Source organism: Pseudomonas sp. LTGT-11-2Z (assembly GCF_003691445.1).
In the GTDB taxonomy this organism is placed as follows: Bacteria; Pseudomonadota; Gammaproteobacteria; order Pseudomonadales; family Pseudomonadaceae; genus Aquipseudomonas; species Aquipseudomonas monteilii.
Genome location: NZ_CP033104.1, coordinates 2,887,224 through 2,910,205 on the forward strand (window position 1 = coordinate 2,887,224; position 22,982 = coordinate 2,910,205).

The 22,982-nt window shown below is 64.8% G+C and carries 23 protein-coding genes; 17 read left to right on the forward strand and 6 right to left on the reverse strand.

Translation table 11 applies throughout. The features are described 5' to 3' along the window. The 3 genes from cobN to D8767_RS13505 all read left to right on the forward strand — a co-directional run bounded on the left by cobN (nucleotide 1) and on the right by D8767_RS13505 (nucleotide 5,442). Nucleotides 1–3,762 (forward strand): cobaltochelatase subunit CobN, encoded by a 3,762-nt coding sequence (gene cobN / locus D8767_RS13495; RefSeq protein WP_063977482.1) that lies wholly within the window; start codon nucleotides 1–3, stop codon nucleotides 3,760–3,762. 1 nt (nucleotide 3,763) lies between these two features. Then, complete coding sequence (locus D8767_RS13500; RefSeq protein ID WP_016713933.1) at nucleotides 3,764–4,774, forward strand: ATP-binding protein; 1,011 nt, start codon at nucleotides 3,764–3,766, stop codon at nucleotides 4,772–4,774. 101 nt (nucleotides 4,775–4,875) lie between these two features. Continuing rightward, nucleotides 4,876–5,442 (forward strand): VWA domain-containing protein, encoded by a 567-nt coding sequence (locus D8767_RS13505; protein WP_016713934.1) that lies wholly within the window; start codon nucleotides 4,876–4,878, stop codon nucleotides 5,440–5,442. 100 nt (nucleotides 5,443–5,542) lie between these two features. On the opposite strand, the gene D8767_RS13510 is transcribed toward D8767_RS13505, so the two are convergent. Beyond that, on the reverse strand, nucleotides 5,543–5,809 hold the full coding sequence (locus D8767_RS13510) for a hypothetical protein (RefSeq protein ID WP_013972506.1): 267 nt from the start codon (nucleotides 5,807–5,809) through the stop codon (nucleotides 5,543–5,545). 342 nt (nucleotides 5,810–6,151) lie between these two features. On the opposite strand from D8767_RS13510, the gene D8767_RS13515 reads away from it, so the two are divergent. Next, complete coding sequence (locus tag D8767_RS13515; RefSeq protein ID WP_016713935.1) at nucleotides 6,152–7,477, forward strand: sigma-54 dependent transcriptional regulator; 1,326 nt, start codon at nucleotides 6,152–6,154, stop codon at nucleotides 7,475–7,477. Between the two features lie 146 nt (nucleotides 7,478–7,623). Here the strand turns inward: D8767_RS13515 and D8767_RS13520 are convergent, their stop codons facing one another. Beyond that, nucleotides 7,624–9,624 (reverse strand): U32 family peptidase, encoded by a 2,001-nt coding sequence (locus tag D8767_RS13520; RefSeq protein WP_016713936.1) that lies wholly within the window; start codon nucleotides 9,622–9,624, stop codon nucleotides 7,624–7,626. A gap of 121 nt (nucleotides 9,625–9,745) precedes the next feature. After that, entirely contained in the window at nucleotides 9,746–10,126 is a 381-nt protein-coding gene (locus D8767_RS13525; RefSeq protein ID WP_016713937.1) for a RidA family protein, read from the reverse strand. Between the two features lie 137 nt (nucleotides 10,127–10,263). Here D8767_RS13525 and D8767_RS13530 point away from each other — a divergent pair, with 137 nt between their 5' ends. After that, nucleotides 10,264–10,956 (forward strand): tRNA (adenine(22)-N(1))-methyltransferase TrmK, encoded by a 693-nt coding sequence (locus D8767_RS13530; RefSeq protein ID WP_025752497.1) that lies wholly within the window; start codon nucleotides 10,264–10,266, stop codon nucleotides 10,954–10,956. Nucleotide 10,957: 1 nt separating this feature from the next. Here the strand turns inward: D8767_RS13530 and D8767_RS13535 are convergent, their stop codons facing one another. Then, complete coding sequence (locus D8767_RS13535) at nucleotides 10,958–11,218, reverse strand: DUF2790 domain-containing protein (protein WP_016713939.1); 261 nt, start codon at nucleotides 11,216–11,218, stop codon at nucleotides 10,958–10,960. Nucleotides 11,219–11,344: 126 nt separating this feature from the next. Between D8767_RS13535 and D8767_RS13540 the strand changes: the two genes are divergently transcribed. After that, nucleotides 11,345–12,277 (forward strand): LysR family transcriptional regulator, encoded by a 933-nt coding sequence (locus tag D8767_RS13540; protein WP_016713940.1) that lies wholly within the window; start codon nucleotides 11,345–11,347, stop codon nucleotides 12,275–12,277. Nucleotides 12,278–12,416: 139 nt separating this feature from the next. On the opposite strand, the gene D8767_RS13550 is transcribed toward D8767_RS13540, so the two are convergent. After that, nucleotides 12,417–13,568 (reverse strand): acyl-CoA dehydrogenase family protein, encoded by a 1,152-nt coding sequence (locus tag D8767_RS13550; protein ID WP_016713941.1) that lies wholly within the window; start codon nucleotides 13,566–13,568, stop codon nucleotides 12,417–12,419. A gap of 16 nt (nucleotides 13,569–13,584) precedes the next feature. After that, a complete protein-coding gene (locus D8767_RS13555; protein ID WP_016713942.1) occupies nucleotides 13,585–14,655 on the reverse strand; it encodes an enoyl-CoA hydratase/isomerase family protein in 1,071 nt (356 codons plus the stop codon). A gap of 254 nt (nucleotides 14,656–14,909) precedes the next feature. Here D8767_RS13555 and mdcA point away from each other — a divergent pair, with 254 nt between their 5' ends. The 11 genes from mdcA (at nucleotide 14,910) to D8767_RS13610 (ending at nucleotide 22,965) form a co-directional block, all read left to right on the forward strand. Continuing rightward, nucleotides 14,910–16,571: a malonate decarboxylase subunit alpha gene (gene mdcA / locus D8767_RS13560; RefSeq protein ID WP_028698856.1), complete on the forward strand. Its 1,662-nt coding sequence runs from the start codon at nucleotides 14,910–14,912 to the stop codon at nucleotides 16,569–16,571. After that, complete coding sequence (locus D8767_RS13565) at nucleotides 16,571–17,476, forward strand: triphosphoribosyl-dephospho-CoA synthase (protein ID WP_016713944.1); 906 nt, start codon at nucleotides 16,571–16,573, stop codon at nucleotides 17,474–17,476. The genes mdcA and D8767_RS13565 overlap by 1 nt, the downstream gene beginning before the upstream one ends. A gap of 1 nt (nucleotide 17,477) precedes the next feature. Beyond that, nucleotides 17,478–17,777 carry a malonate decarboxylase subunit delta gene (locus D8767_RS13570; protein ID WP_016713945.1) on the forward strand — a complete coding sequence of 100 codons (300 nt, stop codon included), beginning with the start codon at nucleotides 17,478–17,480 and terminating at the stop codon, nucleotides 17,775–17,777. Next, nucleotides 17,770–18,618 (forward strand): biotin-independent malonate decarboxylase subunit beta, encoded by an 849-nt coding sequence (locus tag D8767_RS13575; protein WP_016713946.1) that lies wholly within the window; start codon nucleotides 17,770–17,772, stop codon nucleotides 18,616–18,618. The genes D8767_RS13570 and D8767_RS13575 overlap by 8 nt, the downstream gene beginning before the upstream one ends. Further along, complete coding sequence (gene mdcE / locus D8767_RS13580) at nucleotides 18,615–19,406, forward strand: biotin-independent malonate decarboxylase subunit gamma (protein ID WP_016713947.1); 792 nt, start codon at nucleotides 18,615–18,617, stop codon at nucleotides 19,404–19,406. The genes D8767_RS13575 and mdcE overlap by 4 nt, the downstream gene beginning before the upstream one ends. Before the next feature lies 1 nt (nucleotide 19,407). Continuing rightward, the gene (locus D8767_RS13585; RefSeq protein ID WP_016713948.1) at nucleotides 19,408–20,022 is read left to right on the forward strand and encodes a malonate decarboxylase holo-ACP synthase; all 615 of its coding nucleotides are present in this window, start codon (nucleotides 19,408–19,410) and stop codon (nucleotides 20,020–20,022) included. Next, entirely contained in the window at nucleotides 20,019–20,939 is a 921-nt protein-coding gene (gene mdcH / locus D8767_RS13590; protein WP_016713949.1) for a malonate decarboxylase subunit epsilon, read from the forward strand. The genes D8767_RS13585 and mdcH overlap by 4 nt, the downstream gene beginning before the upstream one ends. A 65-nt stretch (nucleotides 20,940–21,004) precedes the next feature. Further along, the gene (gene madL, locus D8767_RS13595; RefSeq protein WP_016713950.1) at nucleotides 21,005–21,427 is read left to right on the forward strand and encodes a malonate transporter subunit MadL; all 423 of its coding nucleotides are present in this window, start codon (nucleotides 21,005–21,007) and stop codon (nucleotides 21,425–21,427) included. A gap of 2 nt (nucleotides 21,428–21,429) precedes the next feature. Further along, nucleotides 21,430–22,194: a malonate transporter subunit MadM gene (gene madM / locus D8767_RS13600; RefSeq protein WP_016713951.1), complete on the forward strand. Its 765-nt coding sequence runs from the start codon at nucleotides 21,430–21,432 to the stop codon at nucleotides 22,192–22,194. A gap of 431 nt (nucleotides 22,195–22,625) precedes the next feature. After that, a complete protein-coding gene (locus tag D8767_RS29640; RefSeq protein WP_085985037.1) occupies nucleotides 22,626–22,817 on the forward strand; it encodes a toxin VasX in 192 nt (63 codons plus the stop codon). Next, entirely contained in the window at nucleotides 22,750–22,965 is a 216-nt protein-coding gene (locus D8767_RS13610; protein WP_016713952.1) for a DUF6708 domain-containing protein, read from the forward strand. Before D8767_RS29640 ends, D8767_RS13610 begins: the two co-directional genes overlap by 68 nt. Nucleotides 22,966–22,982 lie beyond the last annotated feature (17 nt).

Sequence of the window (22,982 nt, forward strand, 5' to 3'; positions counted from 1 at the left end):
ATGCACCTGCTGCGGACCCAGCCCGGCGGCTTCGTGCCGGATGACAGCATTGCCGACCTCGGCCAGACACCCGCCGAGCTGGTGATTCTCTGCAGCGGCGATTCACACCTGGCACTGCTCGCCGATACCGCCGAGCAATTGCCAGACGACTTCCCCAGCCTGCGTTTGGCCAACCCGATGCAGGTGCAAAACCACGCGTCGGTCGACCTGTATGTCGACCAGGTGCTGCGCCATGCCAAAGTCATCCTGGTGTCGCTGCACGGCGGCGTCGGTTACTGGCGCTATGGCGTCGAGCAACTGGTCGAGCTGGCCGCCCGTGGCGTGCAGCTGATTCTGGTGCCCGGCGATGACCGCCCGGACCCGGAGCTGACCTCCCTGGGCACTGTCGCTGGCGAGCAGGCCGAGCGCCTCTGGCACTACTTGCGCCAAGGCGGCAAGGTCAACGCCATCAACCTGTTCAACTGCCTGGCCAGCCAGTGGCTGGGCCGTGACTATGCCTGGGAGGAGCCGCAGCCCTTGCCGCGCACGGCGGTGTATCACCCGGCCAAGGGCAGCACCACGCTGGAAGACTGGTACCCGCATTGGCACCCCGAGCACCCGGTAGCGCCGCTGCTGTTTTATCGCTCGCACTTGCAAGCGGCTAACACCGCATTCATCGACGTGTTCTGCCAGCGCCTGCAGGCTGCCGGGCTGAACCCGTTACCGATCGCGGTGGCCAGCCTCAAGGAAAGCGCCTGCCTGGAGCAGGTCGAAGCCTGGCTGGACGAGGTCGGCGCCGAAGTGCTGGTCAATACCACAGGCTTTGCCCTGTCCAGCCCCGAGCGCCCCAACCTGCGCCCGTTCCGCCGCGACATCCCGGTATTGCAGGCCATTTGCGCACAGGACAACCAGCCGGGTTGGGAAGCCAGCGAGCAGGGCCTGGGCGCGCGCGACCTGGCCATGCACATTGCCTTGCCTGAGCTGGACGGGCGCATTATCACCCGGCCGGTCAGTTTCAAGGACATGGCCTGGCGCAGCGAGCGCAGCCAGTCCGACGTGGTGTGCTACCGCGCCCACCCCGAACGCATGGACTTCGTTGCCGAGCTGGCCCGGCGCTGGGTTGAGCTGGCGCGCCTGCCTAATGCGCAGAAGCGCGTGGCCCTGGTGCTGGCCAACTACCCAACCCGCGATGGCCGCATTGGCAATGGCGTCGGCCTGGACACCCCTGCCGCTGCCTTGAACATTCTCAAGGCACTGCAGGCCGAGGGCTATCCGCTGGCCGAATTGCCGGACAGCGGCACACAACTGATCCACCAACTGCTTGGCGGGGTAACCAACGACCTCGACCACCTCGACGTGCGCCCCTGCGCTCAGAGCCTGAGCCTGGCCGACTACCTGGCCGCCTTCGACCGCCTGCCCGATGCCAACCGCCAGGCCGTGCTGGAACGCTGGGGGCCGCCCGAGCAGGACCCGATGTACCGCAGCGGACGGTTGATGGTGGCCGGCCTGCGTTATGGCCTGACCTTTGTCGGCATTCAGCCGGCCCGGGGCTACCAGGTAGACCCGAGCGCGGTCTACCACGACCCCGACCTGGTGCCGCCGCATGGCTACCTGGCGTTTCACTTCTGGCTACGCCATGCCTTTGCGGCCGATGCAGTGATCCACGTCGGCAAGCACGGTAACCTCGAATGGCTGCCCGGCAAGGGCGTCGGCTTGTCGGCGCAGTGCTGGCCAGACGCCTTGCTCGGCCCGTTGCCGAACATCTACCCGTTCATCGTCAATGACCCTGGCGAGGGCGCCCAGGCCAAACGCCGTACCCAGGCAGTGATCATCGACCACCTGATGCCGCCGCTGACCCGCGCCGAGACCTATGGCCCGTTGCGCCACCTGGAACAGCTGGCCGACGAGTTCTATGAAGCGCAGATGCTCGACCCACGGCGTGCCCGCGAGTTGCAGCGCGACATCCTGGAGTTGGTCAAGGCCAACCACATCGACCGCGAGCTGCAGCTGGAAGGGCAGCTGGACGATGCCGCCATATGGCTGCCGCGCCTGGACACCTACCTGTGCGACCTGAAGGAATCGCAGATTCGCGACGGCCTGCACGTGTTCGGCCAGTCGCCCGAAGGCCGCTTGCGGCTGGATACCTTGCTGGCGCTGTTGCGGGTTGAGCGGGGCGACGGGCGCGGCGGCAATGCCAGCCTGTTGCGTGCCCTGGCCAAAGCCCTGGTGCCGGGCTTCGATCCGCTCGATTGCGAGCTTGGGCAGCCGTGGCAGGGCGCACGCCCAGCGCAATTGCAGGCCATGAGCAGCGAACCGTGGCGCACCTGCGGAGATACCCGCGAGCGCCTTGAACTGTTGGCACTTCAGGTGATCGGTCAGGCCTTGGCTGGCACGGTACCGCTACCCGAGCAGAACGAATGGCAGCCTGTACACGACGTGGTGCAGGCCTTGCGCGAAGCGGTAGCCCCTAGCCTGGACGCGTGCGGCGCAGCCGAAATGAATGGCCTGCTGGCAGCGCTGGCCGGGCGCTTCGTGCCCGCAGGCCCCAGCGGTGCGCCGAGCCGTGGGCGCCTCGACGTGCTGCCCACCGGCCGCAACTTCTACACCGTGGACGTGCGCAACCTGCCCACTACCACGGCCTGGCGCCTGGGCTTCGCCTCGGCGAACCTTATCCTTGAGCGGCACCTGCAGGACCACGGCGACCACCTGCGCCAGCTCGGCCTGTCGGTGTGGGGCACGGCGACCATGCGTACGGGCGGCGACGACATCGCCCAGGCCATGGCATTGATGGGCGTGCGGCCGGTGTGGGCCACTGGCAGCCAGCGTGTCGACGACTTCGAAATCCTGCCGTTGAGCCTGCTCGACCGCCCTCGGGTGGATGTGACCTTGCGCGTTTCGGGCTTTTTCCGCGATGCCTTCGGTAACCTTATCCGCCTGTTCGATGCGGCGGTGCAGGCCGTCGCTGGGCTGGATGAACCCGACGACCTCAACCCCCTGGCCGCTAGGGTGCGCACCGAGCGCGCAGCGCTGCAAGCGCAAGGTGTGGACGCCGAGCAGGCTGCCCGCCAGGCCGGCTGGCGGGTGTTTGGGGCAAAGCCTGGGGCCTACGGCGCCGGGGTGCAGAACGCCATCGACGGGCGTCTGTGGCATAGCCGCGACGACCTGGCCGAGGTGTACCTCAACCACGGCGGTTACGCTTACGGCGCCCGTGACGACGGCACCCCGGCCCGCGCCCAGTTCGCCCAACGCCTGGCCAAGGTGCAGGCGGTGCTGCAGAACCAGGACAACCACGAGCACGACCTGCTCGACTCCAACGATTACTACCAGTTCCAGGGCGGTATGCTGGCCGCGTCGGAAACCCTGGCCGGTGCTACCGTGGCCAGCTACCACGGCGACCACAGCCAGGCCGACCGGCCGCGCATCCGTACCCTCAAGGAAGAGTTGAACCGGGTTATCCGCGCCCGTGCGCTGAACCCCAAGTGGATCGACGGGGTGAAGCGCCACGGTTACAAAGGCGCCTTCGAGATGGCGGCGACGGTCGACAACCTGTTCGCCTTCGACGCCACCACGCACCTGATCGACGACCATCATTACCAGGGGCTCGCCGATGCCTACGTGCTCGACCCGGCGACCCGCGACTTCATGCGCGAGCACAACCCCGAGGCCCTGCGCGACCTGACCGAGCGCCTGCTGGAGGCCCAGCAGCGCGGGCTGTGGCAGGCGCCAGGCGACTACCGAGAGGCCCTTGAGGCGCAATTGCTCGACGGCGAGGAACAGGCTTGAAATGAGTGAACCCGTACAATTCCCGCTGGCCGCGGTGGTTGGTGCCGACGACCTGAAGCTGGCGCTGTGCCTGACGGCCATCGACCCGAAAATCGGCGGTGTGCTGATCGAAGGGCCGCGCGGCATGGCCAAGAGTACGCTGGCCCGTGGCCTGGCCGACCTGCTAGGCGAGGGGCCATTCGTCACCTTGCCGCTGGGTGCCAGCGAGGAGCGGCTGGTCGGCACCCTGGACCTGGGCGCCGCGCTTGGGCAGGGCAAGGCGCAGTTCTCCCCGGGCGTGCTGGCCCAGGCTGACGGTGGCGTGCTGTATGTCGATGAGGTCAACCTGCTGCCCGACACCCTGGTCGACCTGTTGCTCGACGTGGCGGCCAGTGGCACCAACCGTATCGAGCGTGACGGCATCTCGCACCGGCACAGTGCCCGTTTCGTACTGATCGGCACCATGAACCCGGAAGAAGGCGAGCTGCGCCCGCAACTGCTCGACCGTTTTGGCCTGAACGTGGCCCTGGAAGGTTCGCCCGAGCCTGAGGCGCGTCAGCAGATCATTCGGCGTCGTCTGGCCTTCGACAGCGACCCGCACGCCTTCTGTGCCCACTGGGATGCGGCCCAGGCGCAGTTGCGCGAACGCTGCCAGGCGGCGCGCCGGGCCTTGACCAGCATAGCGCTGGACGACCAGGCGCTGTCGTGGATCACCGAGCGCTGCTATACCGCTGGCGTCGACGGCCTGCGCGCCGACCTGGTGTGGCTGCGCGCTGCACGCGCCCACTGCGCCTGGCGCGGGGGGGCGGCTATTGAAGAAGCAGATGTCGACGCGGTGGCCGAGTTTGCCTTGCGCCATCGTCGCCAAGTGGCGCCCCAGGCCCCTGCGCCGTCGGCACCGCCGCAGCCCGATCAGCAGGGTGCCAGTCACCCTGGCGAACAGGGCGGGCAGGGTGACTGGGGGGCGTTGCCGGCGCAGCCGGTGGCCAGCGGTGCCCGCCGCGAGGTGCCGAACTGGGCAAAAAAGCCCTGAGCATTCGCCAGCCACCTGCCAAAGGGGCGGATGCCAGACCTGGCGCGGGCAAGCAGGGCGGGGCCAGCCGTGGCCGGGCACGCAGTGCGGCGACCGGTCGGGTGGCCTGGCTGCCAACTTTGCTCAAGGGGCGGCCACGGTTGCCCCAGGACCTGTGCTGGCAGCAGCGCCAGGCCAGGCCCGCAGAGCTGTGGCTGGTGATTGTCGATGCCTCGGCCTCCACCCGTCGCCATCAGGCGCTGGCGCAAACCAAAGGGCTGCTGGCAGCCCTGTTCGACCAGGCTTACCGCCAGCGCGCCCGGTTGGCCCTGCTCACCGCCAGCGGGCAAACGCCACAATGGCAACGCCACGGCCTGAAAGCCTCGGCGGCCTTGCAGCCCTGGCTGCAGGCCTTGGGGGCCGGTGGCGGTACGCCCCTGATCGCCGCGTTGGAACAGGCTCGGCACTGGCTTCTGGCGCGCCAGCGCGCCCATCCGACTGAAGCCATGCGCTGCCTGGTCTTTACCGACGGTCGCCTGCAGCACTGCAACGCCGTGCAGCCCATGCCTTGTGCAACGTTATTGGTGGATATGGAACTTGCCCCCGTTCGTCTTGGGCGCGCACAGCGTCTGGCTGAGCAATTGCAGGCCGATTACCAGCACTTGCAGCACTTCAAAATCTTGGACTGATTGGCGCGACACTATGTCGCCATAGAAAAAGTTGCCAGAACAGCAACTTTGCATGCAATCAAGTGCGTGACGTTGCACGCACTTGCATTGCCGGGCGTTATTACTTCGGCATCGACCACGGTTGCAGGTCGTACCCTTTTTCGCACAGTTCGGCGCGCACTTCCTCGATCAGGCTGGCCCATTGGGCCGGGTCGGAATAGATGCGCGAAGACACTTGTTTGCTGCCGATGCGGGTGCTGGTCCGGTCGATCACTGCCAGGCTCAGTTCACCAGTACCGTTGGGTGCATCCCAGGCTACGCACTGGAAAGGTTCGAAGGCGTGGTCGGCAATCAGCAGTGCTTCGTTGACACGGAGCGGGGCATTCATGGTTCGGTCTCTCTATGGTCCCAAACAGCGAAGTTAAGTCCGCGTTGCTTCAAAGTCGCCTCAATCATCGCGAAGTGCAGCGCGGGGTTATGTGTACTGATGCTCGTTGTCCGGGGGCAAGTCACACAATGGATGTAAAATTTTTTGTCAGGGCCGAATCCGTTCTTGCCTGCGCCGCCATGTGATGTCGATAAAACGCGAAAATTCCCATGACGCTTTGTAAAAAAATGCGTCGGCAGACAGACGGTACTGGGAACCGTCAACTTCGTTGCTACTGTTAAACGGGCGCCACAACTTGCTGTTTTACTTCATAAAACCAAAAACTGGCGCCAAGGATCGGTCATGCAACAGCTTGCCGCCCAACGCCGTTTGCTTATCGTCGACCCCTGCGACGACTGCCACCGATTGTTACCTGGCCTGCGCAGCGCAGGCTGGGATGTAGACAGCTGCGTGCTCGGCGGGGCGCTGGATCACCCTTGTGATGTAGGCCTGCTGCGCTTGCAGGCTTCGCACCTCAGGCACCCTGATGCGGTCAAGGACATGATCAAACGCAGCAATACCGAATGGATTGCCGTGCTCAGTGCCGAACAACTGCGCATGCCGGCCGTCGGCGATTTTGTCTGCGAATGGTTCTTCGACTTCCACACCCTGCCATTCGACGTCTCCCGCGTACAGGTCACCCTTGGCCGGGCGTTCGGCATGGCGCGCTTGCGTGGCAAAGGGGCGGTGAAGGTGGATGAAGCCACCCACGAACTGCTCGGTGAAAGCCGGCCCATCCGTGAGTTGCGCAAGTTGCTGGGCAAACTGGCGCCCACCGAGTCGCCGGTGCTGATCCGAGGCGAAAGCGGTACCGGCAAGGAGCTGGTGGCGCGCACCCTGCACCGCCAGTCGCAACGCAGCGAGCAGCCCTTCGTTGCCATCAACTGCGGGGCTATTCCCGAGCACCTGATCCAGTCCGAACTGTTCGGCCATGAGAAGGGCGCCTTCACCGGTGCGCACCAGCGCAAGGCCGGGCGCATCGAAGCGGCCCATGGGGGCACCTTGTTTCTTGATGAAATCGGTGACTTGCCGTTGGAGTTGCAGGCCAACCTGCTGCGCTTTCTGCAGGAAAAGCACATTGAGCGGGTGGGCGGTAGCCAGCCAATCCCGGTGGATGTGCGCGTGCTGGCGGCCACCCACGTGGACCTGGAACGGGCCATCGAGCAAGGGCGCTTTCGTGAAGACCTGTATTACCGCCTGAACGTGTTGCAGGTGGTGACCGCGCCGTTGCGCGACCGGCATGGCGACCTCTCGATGCTGGCCAACCACTTTGCTCATTTCTACAGCCTGGAAACCGGCCGCCGGCCGCGCTCGTTCAGCGACCATGCCTTGGCGGCGATGGGTCGGCATGACTGGCCGGGCAATGTGCGCGAGCTGGCCAACCGCGTGCGCCGTGGCCTGGTGCTAGCCGAAGGGCGGCAGATCGAGGCGCAGGACCTGGGGCTGCAGCTGCTCGACCAGGAGCAACAGCCGCTGGGTACGCTGGAAGAGTACAAGCACCGGGCCGAGCACCAAGCACTGTGCGACGTGCTGAACCGGCACAGTGACAACCTGAGTGTGGCGGCCAAGGTGCTGGGGATTTCACGGCCGACGTTTTACCGGCTGCTGCACAAGCATCAGATTCGCTGACTGGAACCGAGGATTTTGTTGGCTGGCACCGGCTAAGCCGGTGTTCGCGGCTTAAGCCGCTCCTACAGGGATTTTCACCGCTTCGAATGCTGTGATTTCCCTGTGGGAGCGGCTTAAGCCGCGAAGAGGCCCGTACAGATTGAAGATCAATGCGGCCCGCGCGGGATGGTTTTCAGCAGGTCTTCCGGGCTGATGTGCCCCACCACCTGGGCCGCCGCGCTGCCTGGGGTAGGCAGGTCGATGATGTGGCTCTTCATCTTGCCGATCACATGCATTTCGCACGGTTTGCAGTCGAACTTCAGGGTCAGCACTTCGTCACCCTGGATCAGCTGCATCGGTGCGACCTTGGTGCGCACGCCGGTTACGCCCTTGGCCTGCTTGGGGCACAGGTTGAAGGAGAAGCGCAGGCAATGCTTGGTGATCATCACCGGCACTTCGCCATGCTCTTCATGGGCCTCGTAGGCTGCGTCGATCAGTTGCACGCCGTGGCGGTGGTAGAAGTCGCGGGCCTTCTGGTTGTACACGTTGGCCAGGAACGACAGGTGCGACTCGGGGTACACCGGTGGCGGCGTGGTCTCGGCCTTGCGCGCGCCACGCGGGTGCGCCTTGATACGCGCTTCGGTCAGTGCCTCGATGGCTTCGCGGCGCAGGGCCTTGAGCTGCGAGTTAGGGATGAAGTACGCCTGCGGGGCGTCCAGCTGGATGCTGTCGGCGTGGTACATCGTGGTACCCAGCTGGCCGAGCAGGTCATGCAACTGGTCCAGCGCCTGCTGCGGTTTGTTGGCCGCGCCGAACGGGCCATCCAGGGCCACCTGCACGCTCACGCCTTCTTCGCTGCTCAGGGTCAGCATCAGGCGCTGCTCGCGCAGTACCGCGTGCCACTCCACGCCGACCCGGCGCTCGGACGAGGTGCGTTGTAGGGCCTGCTGCCAGTTGTGGTCGAGGTTGCGCGACAGCGGGTGGTTGGGCCGCAGCTTGTAGAGGCCCTCTGGCATTTCGTTGGGCTCGACACGGTAGCGGTAGCGCGTGTGGCCGTCTTCCACGAATTCGCCGCGCGGCTCGGCGATGTTGGCACGGAAGCCCACCACTTCGCGCTTGACCAGCACGTTTAGGCCGTCGCCGTTGGTCAGCGGTACGTCGGTAACCACTTGCATGTCACGCTTGCCCACCTTTTCCACCACGCCCACCGGCAGGCCGGTGAAGGTTGGCGAGTCGAAGGCGCCGATGTCGACTTTGCGGTCGGTGACGAAGTAGTCGGTACTGCCACGGTGGAAGGTCTTGTCCGGGTCGGGCAGGAAGAAGTGCTCGGTGCGGCCGCTGGATGCACGGGCATAGGCCGGGCGGCCTTCGAGGATGGCGTCGAGCTCTTTGCGGTAGTGGGCCGTGATGTTCTTCACATAACCCATGTCCTTGTAGCGGCCCTCGATCTTGAACGAGCGCACGCCGGCATCGACCAGGTCGGCCAGGTTGGCAGTCTGGTTGTTGTCCTTCATCGACAGCAGGTGTTTTTCGAACGCCACCACGCGGCCTTGGTCATCTTTCAGGGTGTACGGCAGGCGGCAGGCCTGTGAGCAATCGCCCCGGTTGGCGCTGCGGCCGGTTTGCGCGTGGGAAATGTTGCACTGGCCGGAGAAGGCCACGCACAGCGCGCCGTGGATGAAGAACTCGATGGCGGCGTCGGTTTCGGCGGCAATGGCGCGGATTTGCTGCAGGTTCAGCTCACGGGCCAGTACCAGTTGCGAAAAACCGGCCTGGTCGAGAAACTTGGCCCGCTCCAGGGTACGGATGTCGGTCTGCGTACTGGCGTGCAGCTCGATCGGCGGAATGTCCAGCTCCATCACCCCCAGGTCCTGCACGATCAGTGCGTCGACACCGGCGTCGTACAGCTGGTGGATCAGCTTGCGCGCCGGCTCCAGCTCGTTGTCGTGGAGGATGGTGTTGATGGTGGTGAACACGCGTGCGTGGTAGCGATGGGCGAACTCGACCAGTTCGGCGATATCGCTGACTTCGTTGCGGGCGTTATGGCGCGCGCCAAAGCTCGGGCCGCCGATGTAGATGGCATCAGCGCCGTGCAGGATCGCTTCACGGGCGATGGCCACGTCACGGGCAGGGCTGAGCAGTTCCAGGTGATTCTTTGGAAGGGACATGTCGTTATATTTTCGGGCTGTCACGGTAGGCGGGCATTGTAGCGGCGAAACGGGCTGGCGGCATCATCGGGGTGCTGGGAGGTGCAAGGTGGGAGCGCAGGCCGCTCCCACAAAGAGCAGGTCAGCGCTTGGCGGCCATCGCTGTCACTTCAACGCGCATACCTTCGAACGCCAGGGATGCGACACCCACGGCCGCACGCACTGGCCAGGGCTTGCAGAAGAAACGCTGATACACCTCGTTGAATGCGGCCCGGTCGGCCATGTCGGTCAGGTAGATGGTCAGGTGCAGCACGCGGTCCATGCCGCTGCCGGCTTTTTCCAGCGCCACTTTCAGCGCCTGCAGGGTGCATTCGCTTTGTTCGACGATGCCGCCCAGTTCCAGGCTGCCATCGGCGTGGGTCGGGATCTGGGTGGTGACCAGCACGCCGTTGTATTCGGCGACGTCGGACGAAATCGACTCGGCGTCCGGGTCCGGGATGTAGATGATGTCTGCGTTTGCCATGGTGTGTCTTGCCTTGCAACGGAAGGAAAGCGGCAAGCCTACGCGAGCGGGGCTGGCGGGTCGAGGGTGCCCAGGTGTTTGAAATGCGCGGCGTTCACAGTCAGAATCGCGCCCCATTGTAAAACCGGGGGTTTACGGTGAACGAACAGACTTTGTCCAGGCGCCTGGAGCGCGTGGCCGCCCATGTACCACAGGGCGCGCGCCTGGCCGACATTGGCTCGGACCACGGCTACCTGCCGGTGGCCTTGATGCTGCGGGGTGTGATCGAGGCCGGGGTAGCGGGGGAGGTGGCCCAGACGCCGTTCGCCTCGGCCCAGCGCAATGTACGCAGGAACGGCCTGGAAGACTGCATCACCGTGCGCCTGGCCGATGGCCTGGCCGCAGTGGAGGCAAACGACCGTATTTCGGTGATCAGCATCTGCGGCATGGGGGGCGACACCATGTGCGACATTCTGCAGGCCGGCAAGCAGCGCCTTGCTGGCGTCATGCGCCTGGTGTTGCAGCCCAATGGCGCTGAGCGCGAGCTGCGCGAGTGGCTGGCGGGTAACGGTTACCGCATCGTCAACGAAGAACTGCTGCGCGAAAACCGCTTCGACTACGAAATCATCGTTGCCGAGCCCGGCGAGGCTGCGTACACCGCTGAACAGCTGTACTTCGGCCCGGTGCTGTTGCAGGAGAAAAGCGAGGCGTTTCGGGTGAAGTGGCGGCGTATGCTGAAACAGAAGCAGCAAACCCTGGCCAACTTCGAACGTGCCCGCGATGCGGTGCCTCAGGTAAAGATCGACGACTTCAATCGGCAGGTGGGCTGGATCACCCAGGTGCTGGCCTGACTCACTGCTGCGAGCAGTTGCCCATTTCGCGGTAGTCCACTTCGTGTTTCTGGCCTTGATGGTCGACGTACACCATGTGCGCCGTGCCAACCTGGCAGTCGGCGGCATTGCTGGCCGGGGTGATGGAGATCACTTTGGCCACATCCAGCGGCATGCCGTACTCGTAATTGCTGCTCACAGGCTGGTTTTTGGCGCTATCGGCGAAGGCACCGAACGTGCTGAGGGCAGCGGCAACGGCAATGACAGCGATCGAACGTTTCATGACAGGCTCCTTGTGTTCAATGTATGGCTAATGATGTATTCATTGGTGATCCACAATAAATGGGCTAAGTCGTGATAGATTCCTGCCTGTAACGCAAGAATAAGACTGAACAAGGAGCACATTGTCATGGACATGCTGCATGCCATGCGTACCTTCGCCCGTGTGGTGGAATGCGGCAGCTTCGCTGCAGCCGCCAATGCCCTGGACATCTCTGCGGCGCAGGTTTCGCGCATTGTTGCCGAGCTGGAAAACCAGCTGCAGACCCGCCTGCTGCACCGCACCACCCGGCGCCTGCGCATGAGCGAGGCCGGCGAGCGGTTTCTGGAGCGGGCGCGGCAGATCATGCTGCTGACCGAAGAAGCGGTGGGTGAGGCGCGTGGCGCGCACCTCACGCCTCGCGGCCACCTGCGTTTGCATTGCCCGCACGGCCTTGGGCTGTTGCTGATGCCGCTGGTGGCCGGCTACAACGCGTTGTGCCCGGAAGTGGTGATCGAGCTGACGCTGTCCCAGCGCAACCCTGACCCGTTGGCCGAAGGCCATGACGTGGTGATCACCGTGGACGGTGCGCTGCCGGACTCACAGCTGATCGCTGTACCGCTTGGCGATATCTTCAGTATCCCCTGCGCAGCACCCAGCTACCTGGAGCGACATGGCGTGCCTGAACGCCCCGAGGACCTGCATGCGCATCGCTGCCTGCGCATGGCTTATCCCATGTATGAAGGCGACTGGGTATTCCCCCAGGGTGTGGATCAGTGCGTGATCGCACCGCGTGACAATTTTTCCACCAACGTGGCCGATGCCATGCTGGTGGCCAGTGAGCTGGGCATGGGGATCGGCCTGCTGCCGTTCTATACCGCCAGCCAGGCCATCGAGCAGGGGCGCTTGTGCCGGCTGCTGGCGCCGTACCGCCTGCGCGAAAGTGCGCTGTATGCGATGTACCCGTCACGGCATTACCTGGATGCCAAGGTGCGGACCTGGATCGACTACCTCAAGGAGCAACTGCCGGCGCTGTTCGAGGGGCATGCGAAGGTGGTGGATGATGCGCGGTATTGGCGGTAGGCGACTGATGCTTTCTTAAGCCACTCGCCAATCCTGTGGGAGCGGGCGTGCCCGCGAACACCGCCGAAGCCGGTGCCATCCACCGCATCGCCTGCTTCGCGGGCACGCCCGATCCCACAAAGGGCCTGTTGCAGTTCAATTACAGGGGATAGTGCTTCAACTCCCGCGCAATCAGCATGCGCTGAATCTCGCTCGACCCTTCATAAATCTGCGTAATCCGCGCATCCCGGTAGTAGCGCTCCACCGGGTAGTCCTCCAGGTAGCCATACCCGCCATGCACCTGGATCGCCATCGAGCACACCCGCTCGGCCATTTCCGAAGCGAACAGCTTGGCCTGTGACGCCTCCGACAGGCACGGCTTGCCGGCGCTGCGCAGGCGGGCGGCATGCAGGATCAGCAAGCGTGCGGCGTTCACCTGCACCTGCATGTCGGCCAGCAGGTTGGCGATGCTCTGGTGTTCGTTGATCGGCTTGCCGAACTGCACGCGGTCACGTGAGTACACCAGTGCCGCTTCGAACGCGGCGCGGGCGATGCCCAAGGCCTGGGCGGCGATACCGATACGGCCGCCTTCCAGGTTGGACAGGGCGATGGCCAGGCCCTTGCCACGCTCGCCCAGGATATTGGCGGCAGGAATGCGGCAGTTGTCGAAGGTAACTGCGCAGGTATCCGAGGCACGGATGCCCATCTTGTGCTCGCTGCGGTCAACCTTGAACCCCGGGTTGTCGGTGGGCACCAGGAACGCCGACAACCCTTTCTTGCCCAGCTCCGGGTCGGTGACTGCGAAGACGATGGCCAGGCCGGCGCGGCGGGCATTACTGACGAACTGTTTGGCGCCATTGATGACCCACTCGCCATCGACCAGCTCGGCGCGGGTGCGCAGGTTGTGTGCCTCGGAACCTGCTTGCGGTTCGGTCAGGCAGAAGCAGCCGATCACTTCGCCACTGGCCAGGCGCGGCAGCCATTGCTGTTGCTGGTCGCCAGTACCGTAAGCCAGCAGCGGGCCGCAGCCTACCGAGTTGTGAATGCTCATCATCGCCCCGGTGGCGCCGCAGGCTGCGGCAATTTCTTCCACGGCCAGGGCGTAGGCCACGTAGTCGGTGTAGCTGCCACCGAAGTCCTCTGGCACCACCATGCCCAGCAGGCCCAGTTCGCCCATTTTGCGCACCACGCCATCATCGATCCAGCCGGCTTTTTCCCAAGCCTGGGCATGCGGGGCGATTTCGCCACGGGCAAAGTCCCGGGCCATGTCGCGGATCATGATTTGTTCTTCGCTCAGTTCCAGGTCTTGCATCTGTGTACTCCCGGGCTCACAGGCCTTCGAAGAATTGGTCGACCCGCTGTTGCTGCAGCGCGGCCAGGGTCGGCGGGTTCCAGCGGGGCTGCTTGTCTTTGTCGATGATCAGCGCGCGCACGCCTTCGATGATGTCGCCGTGCCGGAACCACTGGCGGTCCAGGTGCAGTTCCATGGCGAAGCAGTCGTCCAGGCCCAGGTGGCGGCCACGGCGCAGCATCTCCAGCGTAACCGCCATGGCCAGCGGCGAGCGGCTTTCCAGCTGGTCGGCAGTGGCGACGGCCCAGGCATGGCTGTCGCCGATGCTGACGGCACGCAGCTGCTCGACGATGGCCTGCACGGTAGGCTGGGCGAAGAAGTGGTCGATGGCCGGGCGCAGTTTTTCCAGTGGCGCATCGTCCAGCACCTGCATGCCCAGCTTGGCCAGCAGGTTTTGCAGGTTTTTGAGCGGGTTGTCGCCAAAGCTCAACTGGTCCAGGCCTTGGTCAAGGGCGGCGAGTTGGTCGCTGGCCAGGTACCAGTCGGCCAGGCCGCAGTACAACGCGTCGGCCGCCTGGATTTGTGCGCCGCTGACGCCCAGGTAGATGCCCAGCTCGCCAGGGATACGCGACAGGAAGTAGCTGCCACCCACATCCGGGAAATAACCGATGCCGACTTCGGGCATGCCGAGGCGGCTGCGCTCGGTAACCACGCGCAGGTCGCAGCCCTGGGCCAGGCCCATGCCACCACCCAGGGTAAAGCCGTCCATCAGCACCAGCACCGGCTTGCGGTAGCGGTGGATGACCAGATCGAGGGCGTATTCTTCGACGAAGAAGGTTTCATGCAGCGTGTCGCCAGCTTTGAAGCTGTCGTGCAGCGAGCGGATGTCACCACCGGCACAGAAGCCCTTTGGGCCTTCGCCGCGCAGTACCACCGCGCGCACATGCGGGTCTTCGGCCCACTGGTCCAGGTGCTGGCGCAGGCTGCGGACCATATTCAGGGTCAGGGCATTGAGGCCGGCGGGGCGGTTCAGGGTCAGGTGGCCGATCTGGTTGCGGACCTCGGCCAGTACATGCTCGGTTACCGAGGCTTGAGCGTGCGCAGTCATTGCGTTCTCCCTGCTTTGTTATTGATTTTCCAAGTGAAGTCTGGAGTTCGCTGGAGGATCGCAGGATCCTGTCATGCGAATTTGCCTTGCACAATCGACAATTATGCAGGGGCATCGTGCATTTTTGCTGTTAGCCAGTCGCCCAGCCAGGGAAATCATTAATCTGAGCGTAACGAACCCACCGGTAGCTTGATTGATCCGTCAGGCAGCACGGCCCTAAGGTGACCCCACGACAGCGAACCCGTGGAGTCACCATGACAATAACGCAGAATCCACCGCCGCAATGGTCGCGGCGGCGTGCCGAAAAGCAGCGCCGCCTTGATCGGGTACGCCACCTCGCCGACGGCGTGGTGCTGCCCACCGCACGTATGGTCGAAGCCCTGGAACTGTTGCTGGCCCCTGGCGACCGGGTAGTGCTGGAAGGCAACAACCAGAAGCAGGCAGACTTCCTCTCACGCTCGCTGGCCAAGGTCGACCCCGGGCGCCTGCACGACCTGCACATGATCATGCCCAGCGTTAGCCGCGCCGAGCACCTGGACCTGTTCGAACGCGGCATCGCCCGCAAGCTCGACTTTTCCTTTGCCGGCCCGCAGAGCCTGCGCATCGGCCAACTGCTGGAAGATGGCCTGCTCGAAGTCGGCGCCATCCACACCTACATCGAGCTTTACTCGCGGCTGCTGGTCGACCTGATCCCCAACGTCACCCTGGTGGCCGGCTTCATGGCCGACCGTGACGGTAACCTGTACACCGGCCCCAGCACTGAAGACACGCCGGCACTGGTAGAGCCGGCCGCCTTCAGCGACGGCATCGTCATTGCCCAGGTCAACCAGCTGGTGGACCGCGTGGACGACCTGCCACGGGTGGACATCCCGGCCTCCTGGGTCGATTTCGTGGTGGTCGCCGACCAGCCCTTCTACATAGAACCGCTTTTCACCCGCGACCCGCGCCATATCAAGCCGGTGCATGTGCTGATGGCGATGATGGCGATCCGTGGCATTTACGAAAAACACCAGGTGCAGTCGCTGAACCATGGCATTGGCTTCAACACCGCCGCCATTGAACTGATCCTGCCCACCTACGGCGAGTCGCTGGGCCTGAAGGGCAAGATCTGCCGCAACTGGACGCTCAACCCGCACCCAACCTTGATTCCGGCTATCGAGACCGGCTGGGTGCAAAGCGTGCATTGCTTCGGCACCGAGCTGGGCATGGAGGACTACATCGCCCAGCGCCCGGACGTGTTCTTCACTGGCCGCGATGGCTCGATGCGTTCCAACCGCATGATGTGCCAGCTGGCGGGGCAGTACGCTGTCGACCTGTTCATCGGCGCCACCTTGCAGGTGGATGGCGATGGCCATTCTTCCACCGTCACCCGCGGCCGCCTGGCCGGTTTTGGCGGTGCACCGAACATGGGGCACGACCCGCGCGGCCGACGCCACGCTACCCCGGCCTGGCTCGACATGACGGTGCCGGACACCATGCTCGAACGCGGCCGCAAGCTGGTGGTGCAAATGGTCGAGACCTATCAGGAAGGCGGCAAGCCCACCTTCGTGGAAACCCTCGATGCCGTGGAAGTGGCCAAGAAGGCCGGGATGCCGTTGGCACCGGTAATGATCTATGGCGACGACGTCACCCACTTGCTGACCGAGGAGGGCATTGCCTACCTGTACAAGGCCCGCAGCCTGCAAGAACGCCAGCAGATGATCGCCGCCGTGGCCGGGGTCACCGCCATCGGCCTGCGGCATGACCCGAAAGATACCTTGCGCATGCGCCAACAGGGCCTGATCGCCTTGCCCGAAGACCTCGGCATCCGTCGCACCGACGCCAGCCGCGAACTGCTGGCCGCGCGCAGCATCGCCGACCTGGTCGAGTGGTCCGGCGGCCTCTACAACCCGCCTGCACGGTTCAGGAGCTGGTGATGAACGCACACAACCTGAGCCCCGAAGCTGGCGCGGTCCCTGTAGGAGCGAGCTTGCTCGCGATGAGGCCCGCCCAGCCAACCAAAATCTCCCTAGCCGACCACCTGGCCGACCTAGCCGTAGAAGCCCTGATCGACGAAGCCGACCTGTCCCCAAAACCCGGCCTGGTCGACCGCCGCAGCAACGGCGCCCACCCCGACATGTCGCTGCCTCTGATGCACGCTTCGGCGCTGTCACTGTGGCCCTGCCTGCGGCAAATGGCCGAAGCCGCGCAATCCTTCGGTGAAGTCTGCCAACCCCTGCGTGCCTCGCTCGGTCAGCTCGGTCGTGAAGGCGAGGCCGCCATGCTCGCCACCACCGGGGGGGTAAACACCCATCGCGGCGCAATCTGGGCCCTCGGCCTGCTGGTAGCGGTCACGGCCCTCGATCCCCTTGCGGACGCCAACACCCTTGCCGTTCGCGCCGGGCGCCTCGCCTTGCTGGACGACCCGGCCATGGTCCCGCAAGACAGCCACGGTCAGCAGGTCCGCCGCCGCTACGGCACCGGCGGCGCCCGCGAGCAGGCGCAACAAGGCTTCCCCGCCGTCATCGGCCATGGCCTGCCGCAACTGCAACGCAGCCGCGCAGCCGGTGCCAGCGAGCAACACGCCCGGCTCGACGCGCTGCTGGCGATCATGGCCGTACTCAGCGACACCTGTGTGCTCTGGCGCAGCGGCCCCTCCGGCCTGGCCACCGTGCAGCAAGGTGCGCTGGCCGTACTGGCCGAAGGCGGCAGCGCCACTCTGGCCGGGCGCCGGCAACTGCGCCAGCTGGACCAGCACCTGCTGTACCTGAACGCCTCACCGGGCGGCGCCGCCGATTTGCTGGCCGCCTGCCTGTTCCTCGATAAAGCCGGGAGCGTGTGACATGGAGACCCTGAATTTTCAATTCCCCGCCGCTGAACCGGGCCGTGGCCGCACGCTGGTGGGCTGCGTCAGCTCCGGCGATCTGGAGGTGCTGATCGAACCTGGCACTGCCGGCAGCCTGCAGATCCAGGTGGTCACCTCGGTCAACGGCAGCGCTGCCCGCTGGGCGCAACTGTTCCAGCGCCTGTTCGAGGGCCGCGCCTGGCCGGCTGTGAACATCGACATCCATGACTTTGGCGCCACCCCTGGTGTGGTGCGCCTACGCCTTGAGCAAGGCTTCGAGGAGATTGCCCATGACTGACACCGAACGCTTGCTGCAGAGCCGCAGCTTTGTCGAACTGGGCGCCCGCCAACGTGCGCGCGCCATGCTCGATCCGGGCAGCTTCCGTGAACTGCTGGGGCCGTTCGACCGGCTGATGTCACCCTGGCTGCCGCGCCAAGGCATCGTGCCCCAGGCTGATGATGGCGTGGTGATCGCCAAAGGTCGGCTGAACGGGCGCAATGCTGTGGTTGCTGCCATCGAAGGTGGCTTCCAGGGCGGCAGCATGGGTGAGGTGGGCGGTGCAAAGATCGCCGGTGCGCTGGAGCTGGCCATCGAAGACAACCGCAACGGCATCCCCACGTGCGCCGTGTTGTTACTGGAAACGGGCGGGGTGCGCCTGCAAGAGGCCAACCTGGGCCTGGCAGCCATTGCCGAGATTCAGGCCGCCATTGTCGAACTCCGTACCTGGCAACCTGTGGTGGGTCTGATTGCGGGTTCGGTCGGTTGCTTTGGTGGCATGTCCATCGCCGCAGGCCTGTGCAGTCACTTGCTGGTCACCCGCGAAGCCCGCTTGGGCCTAAACGGCCCGCAAGTGATCGAGCAGGAGGCCGGCATCGGCGAGTACGACGCCAAGGACCGCCCCTTCATCTGGAGCCTGAGCGGTGGCGAGCAGCGCCATGCCAGCGGATTGGTGGACGGCTATGTGGCCGACGACATCGATGCACTGCGCGAACGCTTGCTGCAATTGCTGGACGCACCTTCCAGAGATCGCGCCAGCCAGCATGCCTGGTTCCTGGACAGGCTGGCCCGGCTAGGCGATGACTGCCCGCAACTGGATGCCGCTGCCGTACGCGCCCTTTATCAAGGAGAAGCCCAATGAACCGTGCCTTGAACTGGCTGTCGGGCCTGGCCGGCGGGCAAGCTTTGCCCGGTTACCCCGCGTCGTTGCGGGTGATCGACGGCGAACTGGACAACCGCCTGGTGCGCTTCATCGCCGTGGTGCCTGATGCTGAAAACCCGTTCCCCCGCGCACGCTCGGGCGAGGTCGGTTTGCTGGAAGGCTGGGGCCTGGCCAAGGCCGTGAGCGAGGCGGTGGCGGCTGACCGCAACGGACAGAAGCGGGCCATTGTCGCGGTGATCGATGTACCCAGCCAGGCCTATGGCCGCCGTGAGGAGGCCTTGGGTATCCACCAGGCCTTGGCCGGTGCCGTGCAGGCCTATGCCCAGGCGCGGCTGGCCGGGCACCCGGTGATCGGTTTGCTGGTTGGCAAGGCCATGTCCGGTGCCTTCCTGGCTCATGGCTATCAGGCCCAGCGTCTGATCGCTCTGGACGATGCCGGGGTGATGGTGCACGCCATGGGCAAGGCAGCGGCGGCGCGGATTACCCTGCGCAGCGTCGAGCAACTGGAGGCCCTGGCCGCCGAAGTGCCGCCCATGGCCTACGACCTGGATAATTACGCCTCGCTGGGCCTGCTGTGGCGCCGCTTGACCGTGGACAACGCCGAAGCCCCGAGCAGCGCCGACATTGCCCAAGTACGTGCCTGCCTGACCGAAGCCGTGCGCGACATTGGCAGTTCGACCGACCTGTCGTCGCGGCTGGCGGGTGAAAACCGCAGTGCCTCGCGTCAAGTACGTGAACAGCTGCGCCGCCAGTGGCAGGGCGCTTGAGATGAACGCGCCAAGGCCGCACGACCTGCTGTGGGGGATGCCCGTGTCGGTTTTGCCCACGGACGCGCCTCAGTGGGCGCTGGAGGTGTTGGCAAGCGGTCAGCCGGTGGTGGTGCGCCGTGCCACCTGCGAAGCGGGCTGGGTGGCGGTGGGGCTTCGCGGTCACGGCCGGGCGCAGCGATTGGGTGCCTTGATGCGCCTGACCGATATCCAGCGTCAGCAAGGCCCTGAAGCCCTGCGCGTGCATGAGCAAAGCCCATGGCCTGCATTGCAGGCACTGGCTTCGGTCACCCCGGTATTGCAGGCCCGTGGCTTGGCCTGGGGGCCGACGGGTGGGGTGGGGTACCAGCTTGCGACCGGGATTGAAGTGGTACACGCCGACAGTGACCTGGACCTGCAGCTGCGCACGCCACGACCGCTGGCCCGCGCCCAGGCGCGGGAGCTGCTGGATATTCTCGACTGCGCGCCGTGCCGTATCGATGTGCAACTGGAAACCCCGGCGGGTGCGGTTGCCCTGCGCGAGTGGGCCAGCTTTGCCCCCCGCGTGCTGCTCAAGTCGCCCTATGGCCCGCGTCTGGTCAGCGACCCTTGGGCCGTGATGGAGCGTGCCGCATGAGCAGCCTGTTCGCCTTCCCCGGCCAAGGTGCCCAGCAGGTGGGCATGCTGCAACGCCTGCCTGAAGGTTGCGGGCAACTGCTGGAAGAGGCCAGTGATGCCCTCGGCCAGCAGGTGCTTGAGATGGACAGCCAGCAAGCCCTGCAAAACACCCGCGCCGTGCAGTTGTGCCTGCTGCTGGGCGGCGTGGCCTGGGCGCGCTGGCTGATGCAACGCAGCCCGGCACCGGATTATGTGGCGGGCTTGTCGATTGGCGCTTATCCGGCAGCGGTCGTGGCGGGCGCCTTGGGCTTTGCCGATGCCGTGCGCCTGGTCGCCTTGCGTGGCGAGCTGATGCAAGGTGCTTATCCGCAAGGTTACGGCATGACCGCGCTCAGTGGCCTGGACCTGGCCAGTGTCGAGCGCCTGTTGATTGAGGTGGGCGGTGAGGTATACGTCGCCAACCTCAACAGTGATAACCAGATTGTGATTGCCGGTAGCGATACGGCGATGGCTGAGGTGGCGGCCAGGGCTCGTCGCCTGGGCCAAGGTGTGGCAAGGCGCTTGGCGGTCAGCGTGCCGTCGCATTGCCGGTTGCTCGACGGCCCGGCTGCGCAATTGGCCAGTGCATTCGCGTCGGTCGAGCTTCAGCGGCCACGCATTACCTACCTCAGCGGCAGCAGCGCACGACCGGTGTTCGACCCGCAGCACCTGCGCGACGACCTGGCCGGCAACATGGCAAGGGTGGTCGACTGGCGTGCTACGTTGCGCAACGCCTATGAACGCGGCGTGCGCCTGCACCTTGAGATGCCACCCGGCAGCGTGCTCAGCGGGCTGGCCCGGCCAGTGTTCGAACAGGGCAGGGTGGTGGCGGTGGAGGGCACCCGTTGGGACACCCTGGATGCGCTGTTGCGCCAGGAGGTGGCCGGCGACCGATGATGGCGGGTTTGCGGATGGCGAAGAACAACAACAAGCAACTTCGACACTACCTGAGGACAACAACAATGATCATCTATGGTGTGGCACTGCTGGCGGTCTGCACGCTGGCCGGCGTTATCGTCGGCGACTTCCTGGGCGTGCTGCTGGGCGTCAAATCCAATGTGGGCGGGGTCGGCATTGCCATGATCCTGCTGATCTGTGCGCGGCTGTACATGCACCGCAACGGCGGCATGAGCAAGGAATGTGAATTCGGGGTGGGCTTCTGGGGTGCGATGTACATCCCGGTCGTGGTGGCCATGGCTGCCCAGCAGAACGTGGTCACCGCCCTGCACGGTGGGCCGGTTGCGCTGCTGGCCGCGGTAGGTGCGGTATTGGTGTGCGGCTTGACCATCGCCCTGATCAGCCGCAGCCACCGGGGTGAGCCACTGCCCGCGCTTGAGCCCAGCCCCGAAACCCAGGCGCAGGTTGCCCCTGCAGGAGGTCGTTGAACATGTGGCCGATCATTGAAAATGCCCTCGAACACAACGGCCTGATCACCGCTTTTGCCGTGGTGGGCGCCATCATGTGGTTGTCGGTGTTGCTGTCTAAATACCTCACCTTCGGCCGGGTGCATGGCTCGGCCATCGCCATCGTCATCGGCCTGGTGCTGGCCTGGGTAGGTGGCACTGTCACCGGAGGGCAGAAGGGCCTGGCCGACATGGCGCTGTTCTCCGGTATCGGCCTGATGGGCGGGGCCATGCTGCGCGACTTCGCCATCGTTGCCACGGCCTTCGAGGTGCAGGCCACCGAAGCGCGCAAAGCCGGCATGATTGGCGCAGTCGCGCTGCTGTTGGGCACAGTGCTGCCATTCATTGTCGGCGCGGCGGTGGCCTATGCCTTCGGCTACCGCGATGCCGTGAGCATGACCACCATCGGTGCGGGCGCGGTGACTTACATCGTCGGGCCGGTGACCGGGGCGGCGCTCGGTGCGAGCTCGGATGTGATGGCGCTTTCGATCGCTACCGGGCTGATCAAGGCGATCCTGGTGATGGTGTTCACACCGGTGTCGGCGCGCCTGTTGGCGCTGGACAACCCGCGTTCGGCGATGGTGTTTGGTGGTTTGGCCGGGACCGTGTCGGGGGTGACGGCGGGGCTGGCGGCGACGGATCGGCGGTTGGTGCCGTATGGGGCGTTGACGGCCACCTTCCATACGGGGTTGGGGTGCCTGATGGGGCCTTCGATCCTGTACTTCTGCATACGCGGTCTGGTCGGCTGAAGGAAGCTGGCGCGATCGCTTGGGAAGCGGGTACGACCCTCCCACAGCGATCGCGCCAGCTTACAGGTTTTGTGCAAGACAGTTGCTCCCAAAGAGGGTGTAACTTGCTGACGGCCACTGCACGAGGCCAGTATTTATCAATTGCCCAGGAAATGTCTGGTAATTTTTCGAAGAGACAGATCCTACAGCTGTTTAGGAAGCCCAAGACTCCTTGAAGAATTGATTCCCCGATAGTGTTCGTGTCTTCAGCCTGCTGGAGGACAAGGACCACTTCATGCCCGGCCCAACCAATACCTCTCCGTTGCTTGCTCTCTATTTCGAGGCGAACTGGGGCTGCCTGATCGATTCCCTTCGAAAAATCGGGAGGCGCTCATGACCCTTAGTCAACGTATCGCCAAGGCCTGCCGATCCTGCCCCTGCGTCGCGCCCTGGTGCCGGACACACGCCCACAGGGCCTCAGCACCGTGGCCGGCAGCCTGCATGTCTCGGCGAAGCTAGGGGTGCGCACCTTACGCATGGGCTACCTGTACGTGCTGCTCGACCAGCAGGTCTGGCATGCCTACCCTGCGTCAGGGCGAGGCCTACTGGGCCATTACCCGTCTGTTCATGCAACAAGGCCCTGAAGCCCTGCTCAAATTCGTGCACCCACCCCGCGACTGGAACGACGACGATGGCCTGAGCCACATGCATTGCCTGGCACCAAAGGTTGAATGGCCAGCGGACATCGACCGTGAATCCCGTACTGCACCGTCTGACGCAGAGGCCCAATGAGCGGGGACTACCTGTGG